This is a genomic window from Bizionia gelidisalsuginis (genome assembly GCF_008086185.1).
In the GTDB taxonomy this organism is placed as follows: Bacteria; Bacteroidota; Bacteroidia; order Flavobacteriales; family Flavobacteriaceae; genus Bizionia; species Bizionia saleffrena.
Genome location: NZ_VSKN01000026.1, coordinates 12,507 through 29,319 on the forward strand (window position 1 = coordinate 12,507; position 16,813 = coordinate 29,319).

Genomic DNA, 16,813 nt, shown 5'->3' on the forward strand with positions numbered 1-16,813 from the left:
ATTCTATATTTATTCTTTTATAATAATACGCATCCTTTTAGCTTTTACACGGTATAACTAAAAAAGGAATAGTTGGGTGAAAACCTATTTTTTTTATAACCGGCTCTCTCATAATGTTTTCAATAAAACTATGTTCGTAATTAATCATAACCAGTATATTTACACCTAACTCTTCAATAAAACCTTTAATTCCTTGATCTTTTTTGTCGTATTCCGGAATCCAATGTAACGTGTAAGAATATTGTTTTAAAGCTATTTTAAGCTGCTCTAAATTATAATCTTGAGCTTCTGAAATATCGTCAGTTTTATTAAGATGAACAATTCTAATTTTAGAATCGAATAATTCTGCTAACTGTTTTAACGGCAGTAACTCTGTATTATAAAGACGGCTAAAGTCTGTTGGAAACGCAATTTGTTTTGGATTAACAAATTCGAAATTATCTGGTACAGCAAGCACCGGACAATTCTTTACTCTTTTTATAATACTTACCGTATTACTTCCAATAAATCGTTCTGTTGCATTAGTAGCTCCCTTGGTCCCCATAACAACAAGGTCTATTTTTTTACTTTCTACACAGGTTTCAAGCGCATCTTTTAAGTCCTCATTAGTTACAATCGTTTCAAAATTATGAGTAATACTCACCTTAGATTCTTCGGCTATTTTTTTTAATTTTAAAAGCGCTGCCTTTGCGTTTTCGTCCATAACACGTGCTAATTTATTAGACACGTTCTGCATAGCCACCACTGGCAGGTTCGAGGAATGCAAAAAGTGAAATGTGCAGTCTTCTTTTTCGTATAATTTGAAGGCATATAAAGCCGCACTCCAAGCGTTTACTGAGAAATCTGTTGGTAAAAGTATATTAATTTTCATAGTGTTTATCTTAAAATAAAACGCTAAACTAACATTATAAATACTATTTTATACTGATAAAAGTCAGTGCGTAGCAGGAATAACCAAAAAGGGTACATTAATATGAAAACCAATTTGATTTATGGTAGATTTGAAAAATATATTTTCGAAAAACGATTGTTTATTATTAATCATTACGAGTAAATTCACATCTGTCGTTGTCTGAAAACTATCAATTGCAGCGGTAACTGTCCTACTTTCGTAATGATGAAATAAAAAGAAGGCGTCTGCAAATTGTTCTTTTAATTGTGATTGGCTATTTTTCTGTCTAGACGTTAATGCCTTTCCCATAGAAACGTGCAGTGCATTAACTTTAGAATGGTGCGCTTTAACCATTTGTTTTAACACCTCTAATTGCTCTGTATCAAAATCTATCTGAAGATCTGTGGGAAAAAGAATTTGACGTGGTTTTTGATATTCAAATCCCGATGGAATTGCCAATATAGGGCATTTTATTTCTTTAAATACGTGCACTGTATTAGAACCGAATAACACCTCGTTAGCACCAGTGGCGCCTTTAGTACCCATTACTATAAGATAGGTGTCGTTTTGGGAAATAAATTCTTTAATCCCAGAAATTAAGTAGTCAAACCGAGAAACGGTTTTAAAGGTATGTTTGGAATTCTTCTGTAACGTTTCAGAGAGTCTCTCACTAAACGCATTAAGGTTATTTATTGACGTGTTTTTTATAACATCTCCCAGTTCCAACTGCGCAGGATACCCCAATACAAACTCGGCAGTATACACTACTGGAATATAAGTGTTTAGCAAATGAAACGTACACCTCTCATCTTTAAAAAGCGTAATAGCATATTGAATTGCATTCCAGGAATTATCAGAAAAATCGGTTGGTAAAAGTATATGTTTCATAAGGATAACTCTGTGTTATATTTTAATTGCGGGACGTATTTTGAAGCGCTAAAAGCGGAATCTCTAAGCCGAGGCTCACTTGATCAATTTTAGAAGGAAAAAGCATATCCTCCAAAATGGAATATTGCGTATTGACCATCGTTAACATATCGATATCGTTTTCTTGAATGTATTCTGAAATACCTTGAGTGATATTTTTACCGTTTTTTACGCTAAAATTAACCGTGCTATTTATAAGAGCCTCCTTTATAAACTTTTGATTATCTTCTTGACGTATAGACAGCTTATTACTTGTAGAAACGTGTACCACATCTACAGCGCTTCGGTGCAATTTCGCTAATACGCACAATAACTCTAACTCACGTTGTTTGTATGGAATGAGATAACTTGTTGGAAACAATATACGCTTTAGTGCCGTATTAGTATATTGTGCTGGAATTGTTAAAACAGGACATTGTACATACTTTAAAACTTGAAAAGCCTGACTTCCAAAAACAATATTTCGCGCGTCAGATTTGCCTTTGGTGCCCATAACAATTAAATCGATATTTTTATCATCGACGATGTCGTTCGACTCTTCCACAAGCGTATTAAAGGCCGAAATACTGTGGTAACTATGCTTCGGATTTGATTCCGATTCATTCACTTTTTTAAGCAGATTTTCAAGATTCTCTTGAGACTCTTTTTTCACCTTAGTTAAAACAACTTCAAAATCTTTTCGCGATTTTAGATCACTATGGTCGTAAAATGCATTTCTATACGTATGCATAAAATAAAATTGCACCTTTTGGTTTTTAAAGAATGCCAAAGCGTAGTTAATCGCATTCACTGAGTTTTCTGAGAAATCTGTTGGTAATAGTATCGATAGCATGATCGCTTATTTTATATATTAACTATAAAACTAAGTACATAATTCTTGAGAAACTATGATATATATCAGATTACACCATTTAAAATAAGACTTTTAGCGCCTCCGTTTATAGCGACCAATTTGTATTCCCGATAATTCTTATTAACGGTGTGTAAATTAAGGTGAATCTTAATTATTTATAATTAATGAGCGACTACCTCGCTTAACGTTTATGTGGTTTAATCTTTTAATTACGCACAAGAGTGATTAGCGTAAAGCCCACATCGCCTCTAAAAAAAATAATATAAAATTATTCTTTTTCAGAGGCTTGTTTAGAGGGTTCTAAAATTATAAAAAGAAGCGCTATAGCAAGTTAAGAATTAAATTATGAGATCTCTAAAATAGAGAATCTCGCCGCTATATAACGCCCAATATTTCGCTTAAAAAACAACGGTTAGGATTCTTGTTGTATTGTTATTCTAAATCCTTAAAACAGCTTTTTAATTTGAATTTATTTATTCGAAATCCTCTTTTTTCTCGTGTATAACAAAAAACGGAATATCTGTGTGATAGCTTATGCTTCCCACTTTTGAATGTAAAAGTATTTTCTGGAAGTAGTTTAAATTTTTTGCTACCATACAAATAATATTTATATCTCTGCTTTCTACAAAGTTTTGAATACCAATTTCTACTTTACTTTCAGTTAAGTAATGAAAATGATGTTCGTGGTGGTGAAAATAATCTTCCAGTAGTTCTCTATTCTGCGTTTGGTCGTTATTAAGGTTTATTTTGTTTTTACTAATATGCAGAATGCGTAATGTAGCATTAAATCGTTCTAGGATTTCGGCTATTGGTTGTAAAATTTGCAAATTATGTGCTAGCGAAAAATCGGTAGGTAATGCAATTTCCTTAGGCGAAGTAAAGGTTGCGTTTTCGGGTATTACTAAAGTGTTGCATTTTACTTTTGTAAGAACATCGGCTGTATTAGTACCTAAAATAACTTTTTTCAAGCCCGACTTACCTTTAGTCCCCATCACAATAAAATCTATTTGTTTTTGGTCTATAATTTTACGAATACCTGCTACGAAAATATTTTTTTCTAATATGGAGTAAAAGTTATGATTCTTACGATCTATAGATAAGGTTTCAACACGTTCTAAAAGTGTGCTTATTTTATGTTTTGACTGTTTGAGCTGAATAGCCTCTCTTTCGCTTTTGTCTAAGTATGGCGGCACTCCACTAGTCATTGCATCACTCATATCGTTGATGTGCACAATATAGAAGTTACATTTCTGGTTTTCGAAAAACTGAATAGCATAATTTATGGCATTCCAAGAATTTTCAGAAAAGTCTGTAGGTAGTAATATGTTTTTCATAGCTCATTAATTTTAGAATGGCTAATTTAAAGATAAGACGACAAACTTAAAATGATATTGCTCATTTTATTACAGTCTTTTTTAAAGCCTATGTCATATTTTTCAATTTCTCGAGATCCAAAACTCTAATATTTCTCCCATCCGCAGTAATAATACCTTCCTTTTTAAAACGGGTTAAAGTCCGAATTAAAGTTTCAGTGGCTATTCCTGCAACACTAGCTAAATCGCTGCGAGAGATATTAATGGGATCCTCTGGTTTTCGATTTAATTTTTCAGCAAATTTTAAAATGGTTTTTGCCGTTTTTTTATTTACCGAACCATACGCCATTTCCAGTAATTGGTTCTTTACAATTAAAAGATCGTCTGATATTAGTTGCATCAGCTCCAAAGCAACCTTAGGATTATCACTTAATAACTCATTAAATAGAACAGTTGAAATCCCCGTTAAATGCACGTCTTCAATAGCAATTGCGGTGGCTTTATTTAGTACGCTCGTGGTAAATGAAGTGTAACCAAACAAATCGTCTTCTTTATATAACGAAGTAACCAACTCTTTACCTTGTTCGTCGCTTTGATGACATTTTACTATACCTTTATTGATGAGATAAATATAATTGGAGTGACCGCCTTCGCAATAAATTGTGGTATTTTTTTGAAATGTAAAATAAGTCCCATTATCATCGAAGAAATTTTTCAAGTCATTAATAGACTTCATACCTTCTAATGTAGCGCCGTTAGCAACCGTATTAAAATCTTTAAGAATTAATGCCTTAGCCAAACGACTTTCGATAGCATTAATAAGTTCTTCTTCTGTAAAAGGTTTCGTAATATAATCGTCCGCCCCCATATTCATTCCTTTTCTCACATCTTTATGTTCTGTTTTTGCTGAAAGAAATATGAAAGGAATATACTTTGTAATCTCGTTTTTAGACAACATCTTAAGTGTATCATAACCATCGCGCTCGGGCATCATAATATCACACACAATAATATCTGGCACAATTTCATTAGCCAAAGTCACACCAACCGCTCCATTTGATGCCATATAAACCTTATAATTTGAAAGTTCTAAAATTTCGGCGATATTTTCTCTCAGCACGAGATCGTCTTCAATAAGTAAAATACTTGTCATTGTTTTGCCGTATTAGGAAGCGTTATTGTAAAGGTTGCACCCTCGTTTTCTTTACTTGTAAAACGTATGGTACCCCCTAAATTTTCTAGATGCGTTTTAACAATATTTAAACCAATTCCAGTGCCCTGAATATTAACAACATTACGCGCTCTGAAATACCGATCGAATATATTTTTCTGGTCTGCTAAAGGGATACCAATACTTTGGTCCTTAATCTCGATTGTTGTAAAAGTATTATCTTGAGCTACACCAATAGTTATTGTTGTATGCGCTTTAGAATATAATATAGAGTTATTAATTAAGTTAGAAAGCACTAATACCATAATTTTTTCATCTTGAAAGAGCGATAAATCATCAATATTATCGGGATATGTAATAAACTGTCCTTCTTTTAATAGCATATTGGCGTTGTAAATAACCTCATCTATAACTTTACTAAGTTTAAAGTGCGATAAATTATATTTTAACATTCCCGATTCTAAGCGTTCTAAAGACAAAAAATCGTTGAGAATTGTATTTAAATACTCTACTTTATCACCAATAATTTTAACGTGCTTATCCCGTTTATCTTGTTCTTTACTACGTTTATATTTACCTAATAATACAGACGAAGTTAAAATACCACTTAAAGGTGTTTTAAATTCATGAGACACTAACGTTAAGAATTTTGTTTTAAGTTCGTTAAGTTCTTTTTCTTTAGACAACGCCATTTTAAGTTGCTTGGTGCGCTCCTCAACAGTCTTTTCTAATTTTTTAGTATAATTTTTACGCTCTGTAATATCTAGAACAATCGCAACAAAAACCTCTTTTTCTCCATAACAAGAAAGTTGTAAGTGTACCTCGACAGGATAGAGCGATCCATCTTTTCTTTGGTGAACACTTTCAAACTCTAATTTTTCGAGATCCTTTTTTAAAAGAACCGCCATGTTTTCTCTAAAATCGGTTACACTATCATTAATTTTCAGGTCTAAAGGCGTCAATTTTTGCAACTCCTTGAGCGTATAACCCAAGTTTTTTTGTGCGCCGTAATTAACATTAAGAAATTTTAAAGTTAGTACATCAAAAACATAAATTTCATTTAAAGACTTATGGATAATATTAGACAAATGGTTACTCTCTTCTTCCGCTTTAATACTGTTTGTTATATCATTTTGAATACTAATATAATTAGTAACCACACCCTCACTATTAATAATAGGCATAATGTAAATATCATTCCAAAAAAAAGTGCCGTCTTTTTTATAATTACGCAATTTAATTTGGCTACTGTTCGCGTTTGTAAAGGCCTCTTTTAATAGCTTAAGACTGTCTTTGTCCCCATCAATCCCTTGTAAAAACCTACAATTTCGATTAATTATTTCTTCGCTTGAATACCCTGTAAGATTTTGAAATGCAGTGTTAGAATAAATAATAGGATTATCTTCTTGTAGCGCATCTGTAATAAAAACGCCATTACTGGCAGACTGTAAGGCACTACTTTTTAACATTAAATTTCTCTCTATTTCCTTCCGTTCCGAGACATCATTAATTAAAGCCATAACATAGCTATTATTGTATATGGTAAAGGGACTTAGTTCAACTTCTATAGCAATTTTAGAGCCGTTTTTTTTTAAACCATAAATATCTGAAGCCTCTTTCATACTTCTGCGTTCACCACTTTTAATGAAATTCTCAAAGTGATTATGATGGTTTTTATGGTATTCTGGAGGGATCAGACTATTTAATTCTTTTTGAAGTAACTCACGTTTTTTATATCCAAATAGGGTTTCAGCAGTCTGGTTAACTTCCACAATTTTTTGTGTGCTATCCACTATAATGACACCTTCTGAAACAGCTTCGAGTAGTATATTAAATATTTCTTGATTTTGAGGAATCATTAATTTGGGATTTAAGATGTACACTATTAGGTTTAAATTTAATTGTTTCGCAACGGGTAGCCTAATACTAACCGTGAAGTTTTTCTTTATTTAATTCAAACTGATTTATATCATAGTTATAAAGCACCAAACAACTTACTTTTAAGCCGTAAAAACACGCATTTTGAATACAGACGAAAACATAACATTTCAATTTAACCAAAGCTTAGGTCAATTATTTTATGCTGTTGCGTCTGCTGATAATACCGTTAGAGACGAAGAGGTCATTGGCACCGAGAAATTAATAAAAAATTACTGGCCACCTAAAGAGTCTTCTATAACCAATTCTAAAAACACCATTGTTAATACATTTACAAACCTTTGTAAAGATAAAGAGCGTAGTGCTGAAGATTGTTACAATAGTTTTATAGACTTCAAAAAACAAAATGAATTTATTTTTACAGACCACATACGTATGCTCATTTTAAAAACAGCTAGGGAGATAGCGGTAAGTTTCTCTGGTATTAATAAATCGGAACTCATTCTACTCGGCACGCTTAATATTGAATTAAAAAAGGGGAGTTTATAAGTGGCTGCACCAACGTCGTATTGAAAGTTGATTTATCGATTATGACAAAAACTTTTGAAGAGAATATAAGGTAACTACGAAAACCAGTAAATATTCGAACTCTAAAAACACTTCCTTTAAAAATATAATGGTAGAACTAACTAATATGCAAGACTGGTTTAATGATTATCCCTTTATTTTAATGGCTTTCAAGTTTATGATTGTTGTTTTAGTCGTTACAATAGGCATACAATTAATAAGAGCCTATCTAAAACGAAAAATAACAAATACTGCCATTCGGTATAAAGCGCAAAAAGGCACGGAGGTTTTTGGCTATATTTTACTTTTTTTGCTAGCAATCTCTTATTTTTCGGGTTCTATTAAAGATTTGACTCTTATTATAGGAGTAATCACCGCTGGGTTGGCTTTTGCTTTGCAGGAGCTCATTTTGAGTATTGTCGGCTCTATTTATATTCTTTTATTTAAAGTGTACCAACCTGGAGATCGCATAGAAATTAATAATATTAAAGGCGATGTTATTGATGTGGATAGTATGTACACCACCATGATGGAGATTGGAGGATGGATAAGTGGCGATAACTATAGCGGTCGGATTGTAAAGTTGAGTAATGCTTATGTTTTTAAAGGAGGTGTTTATAATTACTCGCAAGATTTTCCGTTTATTTGGGATGAACTTGATTTACCTATTCGCTATGGATCAGATATTGATTTGGCAAAAGCGATTGTTATTAAAATAGCTTCTGAAATACTATCGGAATTTACAATTAATTCTAAATCACAATGGGAAGGTATCGTTAAGAAATATTATATAGAAGATGCTGAAGTACAACCGACCTTAGCGGTATCACTTACCGATAATTGGATTAAATTTAACCTTAGGTATATTGTAGATTTTAAAAAACGACGCTCTGTGAAACACCATTTAAGTGATAGAATTCGAGTAGAATTTGAAAATTCAGAAGGTAAAATTGTATTAGCGTCTGCCACCATTGAGCTTATTAAAATCCCAGAATTGGATGTTAAAGTAAATATCGCAAAGCAAGAATAGAACATTACTCAATTCCCGTTTATAGTCGTTATTACTCTGCGTTAGTACACTTATTATTTAGTTACTCTAAAAAATAGCGCTTGCAAACTTCAGAGTTCATCATTAATAGTCTTTGTAATTTTAATTTCTCAGTTATTATTTCTTAATGTTATCTTACTCGTACCAAAGCGCTTATTTTAAATTTCAAAACCGACTACCTTCTACGCCTGTTACAATTTGCTCTCTGTACATGATAAAACCTTGATTACAAGTTTTGATTATTATAGACGACCTAAGTTATTTAATATCATTTTAGACTACCTTTTGATGTTTTGTAGGTTCCATTAAAAAATCAACGCAATGAATATCCACGATAGTAGGATGTATCCTGTTAAGGCCATATCTTAGAGGTGTCAAAAAAATAGGACCGCTAAAATAACAACTATGAAATCGTTTTCTCTTTTAACTATTATTTTATTATGTGTTGCCCTATTATTAGTAGATATCACCGCCTTTTATTGGTTGCAATCCATAATGCATTTTGTAGATTCTGTGATTTTTAAAACACTACTATACACTATGTTTTGGCTGTTCACTGTGGGGTTGGTGGTATCCATTTTAGTTTTAAAAATTACTTTAGACGCTATTAGCCCAGTAAGAAAGCAATTACTTATTTCCAGGTTTTATGGGCTTGGTGTTTTATCTTTTGTCCCCAAGCTTGTCTTTATTATTGTAATCTCAATTCTCTATTTTACCAACTTCTTATTTTCTGAAAACAAGTCGCTAATTATAATTCCTATAATTGGAGTGCTTTCAGGATTCTTACCTTTTTTCGTGATTTTACATGGTGTTTTTAAAGCTATTTATAAATTTAAAGTATACCATCATACAATAGAATCTAAACGCCTACCAAAATCTTTCGATGGATTAACGATTGTTCAAATTTCAGATTTGCATTTAGGTAGTTTCAATTACGCCTATAAAAAACTAGAAAGTGCTATTGAAAAGATTAATAATTTAAAACCCGATTATATTGTTATAACCGGCGATTTAGTAAATAATTATGCTTGGGAATTACGCGGGTGGGACAGCGTTTTTAAAAAATTAGAAGCAAAAAAAGGAAAATATGCTATTTTAGGTAATCACGATTATGGCGATTACAGCGAATGGGAAACACCAGAATTAAAGCAGGAGAATTTTGAGGCGATTCAACACTTTTTCAAGACAATTAATTTTAAATTATTACTAAACGCGTCTGAGGTTATCTCAAAAGATACTGAGAAAATAGCAATAATAGGTATAGAAAACTGGGGAAAACCCGCCTTTAAGGAGTATGGCGATTTAAAGAAAGCGATGGCCAATATTGAAAACATTCCGTTTAAAATTCTATTGTCGCACGATCCTACACACTGGCCTGAGGAAGTTATAGATAAAACCGATATTACGTTAACTCTTGCTGGCCACACTCACGGTATGCAGGCCGCATTTCAATATAAAAACTTGCAATGGAGTCCTATAAAATATAAGTTTAAACATTGGGCCGGCCTGTACCAACACAAATCTCAATACCTTTATGTTAATCGAGGTTTGGGATGGTTAGGGTTCCCTGCTCGAATTGGTATGCGTCCAGAAATTACTTTTATAGCATTAAAAACGAAAACTTAATTAAGTCTTTAGCCCGAAATACAATAACTGCGTCTTACTTCTCTTTTTTCGCCGCTTTTCTTTCTTGGCGTTCTAACTTTCTAAAATAACCTCGGGTTAGAAAATTATGCTTAAGCGCTTCCATATTTTCGTTAAACTTGTCTGTACCCTCATTTATATTCTGTAATGTAGATTTTAAACTATTCACTAAGGCGGTGTCTTGCACGATGTAATTATACGCCCCCTCGCTAGAATTAAAGTCTGAAACAGCAGCGTTAACCGCATCTACTACACTATCCATTTTCGCACTAGACGCTTCAAGATTAGTTACCATTGCTTTTAATTTAGCACCAGATAAGGTATCGTTAAGCAAAACGCCTAACACAGAGGTGTCGTTAGTTTTTAATTTTAAGAATATTTTATTTACTTCACGAATAGAGTTAGAGGCACCATAACTTGCATTTTTAAGACTAGCGATAGATATTTTTAAGTCTTTTGCCATAGTTGTATCATTAAGTAATACGCCAATAGTTCCTTCTCCTTGAGTAATATTTTTTGTTATTTTCAACAAATCGGAAGTCAATATCGCTGCATTTTCTGAACTCGTATTTAACGTGTTTAAAATATCTTCTGGCCCGATTTTACTGTAAGACTCAATACGGTCGCCATTTTTTATAACCTCTGAAGCCCCTTTGCCTGGCACAATATTCACAATCATATTACCTACTAATCCATCTGATCCAATAGTTGCAATAGCATTTTTTTTAATGTGAGTAATAATTTTCTCATCGATACTCATATTTATTTTTATTGTTGAATCGTTAATCATTAAGATGCCTTTAACCGTACCAATATTTATTCCAGCATAGCGCACATTATTACCGTTTTGCAAACCATTTACATTCTGAAAAAAAGAACTAATCGTAAATGTTTTCTTAAACATATCTTGACGTTGTCCTATAAGATAAACCGCCGCAATAAATAGAATTATCCCAATAATTACAAAGAGCCCTAAATTAAATTTTTGTGAGTTTGAATGTTTCATAATTATTTATTTTTAAAAAAGGCTTTTATTTTTGGATCTTCACGCTTAGATAAATCTGCAAATGAGCCTTCTGCATAATTGGTACCATCAATTAGTAGAATCATTCTATCTGAAATAACACGAGCACAATCGACATCGTGAGTGATAATAAGTGATGATGTGCCATATTTTTTCTGAATCTCCTGCATAAGCATTATAATTTCTTTTGATGTAATAGGATCTAAGCCACTGGTAGGCTCATCGTAAAGCATAATTTTCGGTTTTAAGATGAGGGTTCTAGCCAAAGCCACGCGCTTTTGCATTCCACCAGACAATTCTGAAGGCATTAAATCGATAGCGTGGATTAACCCAACACTCTCTAACGCTTCCATAACCATAGCTTCGGTATTGGTCTCATCAAATCTATCGGAATGACGTCTTAAGGGAAATTCTAAATTTTCTCGTACCGTCATAGAATCGTACAAAGCACTTCCTTGGAAAAGGAATCCTATATCTGCTCTTAAAATATCTAAAGCTCTCTGGTCTAAATTAGTAATATCTTTGTCCATTACAGAAATCGAGCCGCTATCTAATTCCATTAAGCCCACTAAGCATTTTATCATTACAGACTTTCCAGAACCGGATTTACCCATTATCACCAAATTTTCACCTTGATAAAGTTTTAAATTAAAACCGTTAATTACGTGGTTATCTCCAAAGCTTTTTTGCAGGTCTTTAATCTCTAAAACAATGTCACGTTCGGTTATGTGCTTTTTATCCATCATAAATCAAAGAAAATATCAGTTACAAAAACGGCAATAAAGTCTATTACAAATAATAACAGAGAAGCTACGACTACGGCCGAATTTGCCGCCTTACCAACGCCGGCCGTCCCTTTTTTACAATAATACCCTTTATAGCACCCCACTATACCAATGGCTAAACCAAAAAAGAATGTTTTAATGGTTGCTGGTATAATATCGGCAAATTCTAAGGCATTAAACACCTGATTAAAATAGAGTGTAAAAGAGACATTCCCTTTGCTGTTTTCAATTAAAAAGGAGCCATATAAGGCTATGGCATCACCGATAATAACCAATAGAGGAAGCATAAGAGTAACTGCCAAAACACGCGTTACTACTAAATATTTAAACGGATTAGTTCCCGAAACTTCCATTGCATCAATTTGCTCAGTAACACGCATAGAACCTAACTCTGCACCAATACTAGAACCTATTCTCCCCGCACAAACCAGAGCTATAATGATAGGGCCAATTTCTCTAACTATAGATATACTCACCATAGATGGCATCCAACTTGCGGCACCAAACTCCATTAAAGTGGGACGTGTTTGCAAGGTGATAACCAAACCAATTATAAACCCAGTAATACAGACCAAAAAGAGAGAGCGATTACCCATATTATAGCATTGTCGTCCTAATTCTTTCAATTCTAAAGGACGTTTAAGTACATCTTTAAAAAATCGAACGGTAAAAAACGACAATTCTCCAATTTCGGTAAAAAAGGACTTTGAGGCGGATTTTATGTTAGTAAAAATATGCATTGCGAATTTTAGGTTCGTTCAAAAATAGAAGATTATTGCGTACCCTAAGATGATAACCGTCATCTTAGGGACTAACAATTAATTTATAATATTATATATAAGAATGCAAAACAGAAATAAAACCTCTTTTAATTGACTTTTGATAATCGTGTTCCAAATACTCTTGATATCGAATAAAAACACATTACTAATGTAAATAAGGGACTAAATGTGGTTTTACCAACTAAAACCAAGAAATAAAAACTAAACTCTAATACACTGTATTTCAACACCACGGGTATGCGCTATTATTTAACATATGCCGTCACGATTCTACTCTAATAACTGACTCGATTTTATCTATTTTTTACTACATTTTTTCATATCGTCCCGTTTTATCTTTCAATTCTATTCTATAAACGACCCCTACCATAGCTTCGTTACTTTTTTGATGAGAATCTCTCATAGAATTTTTAATGGTAGTATCACCAGTCATTACGGGCATTACGGAGTCTCTCAGTATCTTAACACCTTCTTGGCGTTCTTCTCGTGTTTTTAATTCTTCGTATTTTCCCCAAGCAATAACACTTCGCCAATTACTCATATTTTCCATAACATCAACTTGAAAACACACCATCGGGTTTTTTCGCATCATATTAATCTTAAGTCCTTCCGTAGTATGTCCGTAAATATATTTCCCGTCATAAGCATAGGTTATAGGAACCACATAGGTTTTACCATCGGCGTGACAGCCTATTCTTCCAATTATAAGACTGTGCAATACAAATTCAATTTGTCTACTATTTAATTCTCCTAACATATATTTTAACGTTATAAATTACACTTATGCATCAAGTTACGTAAAAAAAACAATTTTATAACTGATTTAAATCAGCCAAAAATGCTCACTTTACTTGGTCTTCTATTACTATTTAGTATGCTACGGAGGTAGGTGTTTAAAAATATTCGTATCGGGCTGTTAGACACAACTAATGCACCATTTAAAACCTTACAATCTTGAAGCGTCCGCATTTCTCGATCACCAATTTAAGTGCCGATAACAGAAGTCTTATGGGCACTATATTTCTAATTTTACGCTTTAAAACCTATCACATTTTTAACGTGATGGATACCTGTTTAACAAACTTAATTCTAATGCTTTTCTTACGTTACTCAAAATTTTATCCACCTCTTCCACCGTAACATTTCTTATTTCAGCAATATCTTGTAAACTAAGATGTTGTTTTGTTGAGAGCTCAAAAACCGTTTGCATTGGTAGCGAGAGATTATGTAAAACCAATTGAATATGACGGCTTAGAGCTTCTTCATTTAAGTCTTTATCTATAGTATTAGTAAGGGCTTTCAAGTTATCTTCTATAAATACGTGGTTCAAAGTATAGTCATTTTTATTATATGAACTATCGTTCAATTCTTCAATCATTACTAAATCACCTCCACCGTCAGTACTAAAGTTTTCTTCCATAGCGTCCCATTCAGGCTTCGAATAGTCGTCAATATTTTTAAAGAAAAAGTCATCAAATTCTTCCTCAATAATTACATCCTCTAAAAGGGCATTTGTTTTTTTGAAAAGCCAGAGATAAAAATCCTTATCATCGGTAATAGTTTCTATATGGTCATAAATCTCTATGAAGAGTTGATCTATAAAATCGTCAGCTTTGTACATTCCTTTAGGAAAGCCCCCCTTATTAATTGCTGCATCTAGCCGTCCTTTGATATATATTTTCAATTCGGGCATAATTTTTAGTAGATGCTGATTAAAATGAATTTTATCACCTTCCTTTTTCGATTTAATCAGTTTAGGAAATGTTGTTTTTGCAATAATGCGCAGATGATTTTCGTGATAATATGAAATATTTCTCTTCATTAGTTTTCTATTTAAGTAATTTATATTCGACGTAACAAATTGTGATTTATTGTTTCAGATAGAGGCGATAGACTCTATGTATAGAGCCCTCCTGTAAAAGTAAAACATCACTTAAAAATCGCTCAATTTTACAAAATATTGAATTTTGAAACACGCAACTCTTTTCATTAAATTTAAGACTAAAAGAGAAGGTGTCCAATGACCTAGATCAGTTTTAGAACGGAAAAATGAAAGCACTTTTAGATTCTACTGCTAAATCTTATTTTTTTTAAAATAAAAACACAATAAAGAGTAATTGTAATTACTGAAGATGCCGGAGGTATAGCTCTATAGTGCGCAAGGGTACTAAAAAAGGATTTGTTAATTATCACCGACTATTCACAAGCATTAGTTGATATATCGATTACTAGTCTTATAAAAGAAGGTTTTAGTGCTAAAGGAACACCTTGCGATATTACGAATGAAGATGATATCGAGAAACTTGTAGATTTTACATCCCGAAATGGGCTGTTCAAAGCGCTAATTCATACTGCTGGTATAAGCGGACCCTTGAAAGATTTAAAAAAGTTTTTACAATCGATTGGCTAGCCACAGAGCTGTTAATTGATGGCTTTTATAGATTAGCAACGAAAAATTCTTCTGCAGTTTTACTAACTTCAGTGATGTCTCATACAGAACCAACAAACGCCAACTATTATGCTGCCTTGTCTAATCCCAAAAAGGTCGATTCATTCAACACGATTAGCAAATTCGTAAATGAGAGTTCTGATATAATGTATATTTTCGCGAAACGTGGCGTGCAATTTCTAACTCAGAAACACGCAGATAAGTGGGGTAAAAAAGCAGCTGAAGAACATCCAGAAAGAATGGCGTTAATAAAAAAAGCAACGCCTTTAAAAAGAAATGGTCAACCAGAAGACATTGCCGATGTTATTCGCTTTTTAATTAGTGATGACGCAAGATTAATTACTGGCACCAATATTCTTTTAGATGGTGGTGTTATTAATAATATTAAAAAAGCCAACCAATCCTAATTACGTTTACGTAATTGTGAGGTTTAAACTCTAACCGATAACTTACAGAATCTTGGTTTGAAATAATTCCAAGTTTCAATTTTAATAGTAATGGCACCCTCAAATTTGAGATAAGATTGTTAACGTATGGCAGACGCGATAGCACTAATATTGAGATATGCCTTAAACAAGAATATGCTACGTAACAAATAGATTAGCTAACAATCCCTTTACGGTTCTCCATCAAACCCAATTTATCAAGAGATGGTTAAATTTGGCAGTATCTTCATTCAATACCACACAGTAGATAACTGTGTGGTTAATACAATATTATTACAACAACCAACTTATTGATGATAGTTTAATTATTTGGTACCTAGATAAATCGGACCAACTAGAGGCTTCAAACCACTCCCTTTTAGGTTAACAATGTAATAATATGTTCCCGTCGGAACTTTATCTGCACCTCCAACCGAGTTACTGTGTGTAAATCCATTCCAGTTGTTCTTATAATCTCTAGATTCATAAATTTTAGCTCCCCATCGATTAAATATTTTAATATCAACGGTGAATCCACAATCTTCTATACCTTCTACAGTAAAATATTCATTCCATTGATCTCCATTTGCAGTAACCGCTTTAGAAATTATTACTTCATCACCACAACCTAACACTATGCAGTCATCATTTAAAGTAATTGTAACTTCTGTATTTCTAGGACATTCTGTAGTATTCTGAAAATAAGTAAATGTATGCACACCTAATTCCAACTCAAAGGGATTAAACATACTTCCGTTTATAGTTGCATTTCCTGAAGTTACAGACCACGAACCATCTGTTTGAAAATCACCTCCTAATAGACTAAATAAATCAAAATCGAAATCATTATCAATGCATAAATCAGTTTGATTACCAATTGTCGGTGCTGCTTCTTGTGTTCCTGTTACAACCCAACTACAAGTATCATTATTAAACGTCGCTGTTTCCCAACATTCTGTCGCTGGTGCTGCTGATTGTTCTCCTGTTACCTCCCAAATACACGTATCATTATTAAACGTAGCTGTTTCCCAACATTCTGTGATTGGTTCTGCTGC

Annotated in this window: 17 protein-coding genes; 5 read left to right on the forward strand and 12 right to left on the reverse strand. The window is 33.0% G+C overall.

Features of this window, described 5'->3' with window-relative positions; genetic code table 11:
* Positions 1–37 precede the first annotated feature (37 nt).
* The 6 genes from ES677_RS13495 to ES677_RS13520 form a co-directional block, all read right to left on the reverse strand.
* Complete coding sequence (locus ES677_RS13495; RefSeq protein WP_148381512.1) at positions 38–871, reverse strand: universal stress protein; 834 nt, start codon at positions 869–871, stop codon at positions 38–40.
* Positions 872–934: 63 nt separating this feature from the next.
* Positions 935–1,780, reverse strand: coding sequence for a universal stress protein (locus ES677_RS13500; RefSeq protein WP_148370447.1), 846 nt, complete (start codon positions 1,778–1,780; stop codon positions 935–937).
* Between the two features lie 22 nt (positions 1,781–1,802).
* Positions 1,803–2,651: a universal stress protein gene (locus tag ES677_RS13505; protein ID WP_148370448.1), complete on the reverse strand. Its 849-nt coding sequence runs from the start codon at positions 2,649–2,651 to the stop codon at positions 1,803–1,805.
* A 494-nt stretch (positions 2,652–3,145) separates the two neighbouring features.
* Positions 3,146–4,006: a universal stress protein gene (locus ES677_RS13510; RefSeq protein ID WP_148370449.1), complete on the reverse strand. Its 861-nt coding sequence runs from the start codon at positions 4,004–4,006 to the stop codon at positions 3,146–3,148.
* 88 nt (positions 4,007–4,094) lie between these two features.
* Positions 4,095–5,138: a response regulator gene (locus tag ES677_RS13515; RefSeq protein ID WP_148370450.1), complete on the reverse strand. Its 1,044-nt coding sequence runs from the start codon at positions 5,136–5,138 to the stop codon at positions 4,095–4,097.
* Positions 5,135–7,015, reverse strand: coding sequence for a sensor histidine kinase (locus ES677_RS13520; RefSeq protein ID WP_148381513.1), 1,881 nt, complete (start codon positions 7,013–7,015; stop codon positions 5,135–5,137). The genes ES677_RS13515 and ES677_RS13520 overlap by 4 nt, the downstream gene beginning before the upstream one ends.
* A gap of 163 nt (positions 7,016–7,178) precedes the next feature.
* Between ES677_RS13520 and ES677_RS13525 the strand changes: the two genes are divergently transcribed.
* From ES677_RS13525 to ES677_RS13535, 3 genes are all read left to right on the forward strand, one after another.
* The gene (locus tag ES677_RS13525) at positions 7,179–7,583 is read left to right on the forward strand and encodes a hypothetical protein (protein WP_148381514.1); all 405 of its coding nucleotides are present in this window, start codon (positions 7,179–7,181) and stop codon (positions 7,581–7,583) included.
* A gap of 127 nt (positions 7,584–7,710) precedes the next feature.
* On the forward strand, positions 7,711–8,631 hold the full coding sequence (locus ES677_RS13530; protein WP_148370453.1) for a mechanosensitive ion channel family protein: 921 nt from the start codon (positions 7,711–7,713) through the stop codon (positions 8,629–8,631).
* A gap of 423 nt (positions 8,632–9,054) precedes the next feature.
* Entirely contained in the window at positions 9,055–10,275 is a 1,221-nt protein-coding gene (locus tag ES677_RS13535; protein ID WP_148381515.1) for a metallophosphoesterase, read from the forward strand.
* Positions 10,276–10,309: 34 nt separating this feature from the next.
* On the opposite strand, the gene ES677_RS13540 is transcribed toward ES677_RS13535, so the two are convergent.
* The 5 genes from ES677_RS13540 to ES677_RS13560 all read right to left on the reverse strand — a co-directional run bounded on the left by ES677_RS13540 (position 10,310) and on the right by ES677_RS13560 (position 14,706).
* The gene (locus ES677_RS13540; protein ID WP_148381516.1) at positions 10,310–11,299 is read right to left on the reverse strand and encodes an MlaD family protein; all 990 of its coding nucleotides are present in this window, start codon (positions 11,297–11,299) and stop codon (positions 10,310–10,312) included.
* 2 nt (positions 11,300–11,301) lie between these two features.
* The gene (locus ES677_RS13545) at positions 11,302–12,063 is read right to left on the reverse strand and encodes an ABC transporter ATP-binding protein (protein ID WP_148370456.1); all 762 of its coding nucleotides are present in this window, start codon (positions 12,061–12,063) and stop codon (positions 11,302–11,304) included.
* The gene (locus tag ES677_RS13550) at positions 12,060–12,842 is read right to left on the reverse strand and encodes an MlaE family ABC transporter permease (RefSeq protein ID WP_148370457.1); all 783 of its coding nucleotides are present in this window, start codon (positions 12,840–12,842) and stop codon (positions 12,060–12,062) included. Before ES677_RS13550 ends, ES677_RS13545 begins: the two co-directional genes overlap by 4 nt.
* Positions 12,843–13,191: 349 nt before the next feature.
* Complete coding sequence (locus ES677_RS13555) at positions 13,192–13,641, reverse strand: pyridoxamine 5'-phosphate oxidase family protein (RefSeq protein WP_148370458.1); 450 nt, start codon at positions 13,639–13,641, stop codon at positions 13,192–13,194.
* A 297-nt stretch (positions 13,642–13,938) separates the two neighbouring features.
* On the reverse strand, positions 13,939–14,706 hold the full coding sequence (locus ES677_RS13560; RefSeq protein ID WP_148370459.1) for a sigma-70 RNA polymerase sigma factor region 4 domain-containing protein: 768 nt from the start codon (positions 14,704–14,706) through the stop codon (positions 13,939–13,941).
* Positions 14,707–15,063: 357 nt separating this feature from the next.
* On the opposite strand from ES677_RS13560, the gene ES677_RS15720 reads away from it, so the two are divergent.
* Together ES677_RS15720 and ES677_RS15725 are read left to right on the forward strand one after the other, a co-directional pair.
* Positions 15,064–15,294, forward strand: a complete 231-nt coding sequence (locus ES677_RS15720; RefSeq protein WP_246124561.1) for a hypothetical protein — start codon at positions 15,064–15,066, stop codon at positions 15,292–15,294.
* 74 nt (positions 15,295–15,368) lie between these two features.
* The gene (locus ES677_RS15725; protein ID WP_246124563.1) at positions 15,369–15,740 is read left to right on the forward strand and encodes an SDR family oxidoreductase; all 372 of its coding nucleotides are present in this window, start codon (positions 15,369–15,371) and stop codon (positions 15,738–15,740) included.
* A 344-nt stretch (positions 15,741–16,084) separates the two neighbouring features.
* Here the strand turns inward: ES677_RS15725 and ES677_RS13570 are convergent.
* A partial coding sequence (locus ES677_RS13570) for a gliding motility-associated C-terminal domain-containing protein (RefSeq protein WP_148381517.1) occupies positions 16,085–16,813 on the reverse strand: 729 nt, incomplete at its 5' end.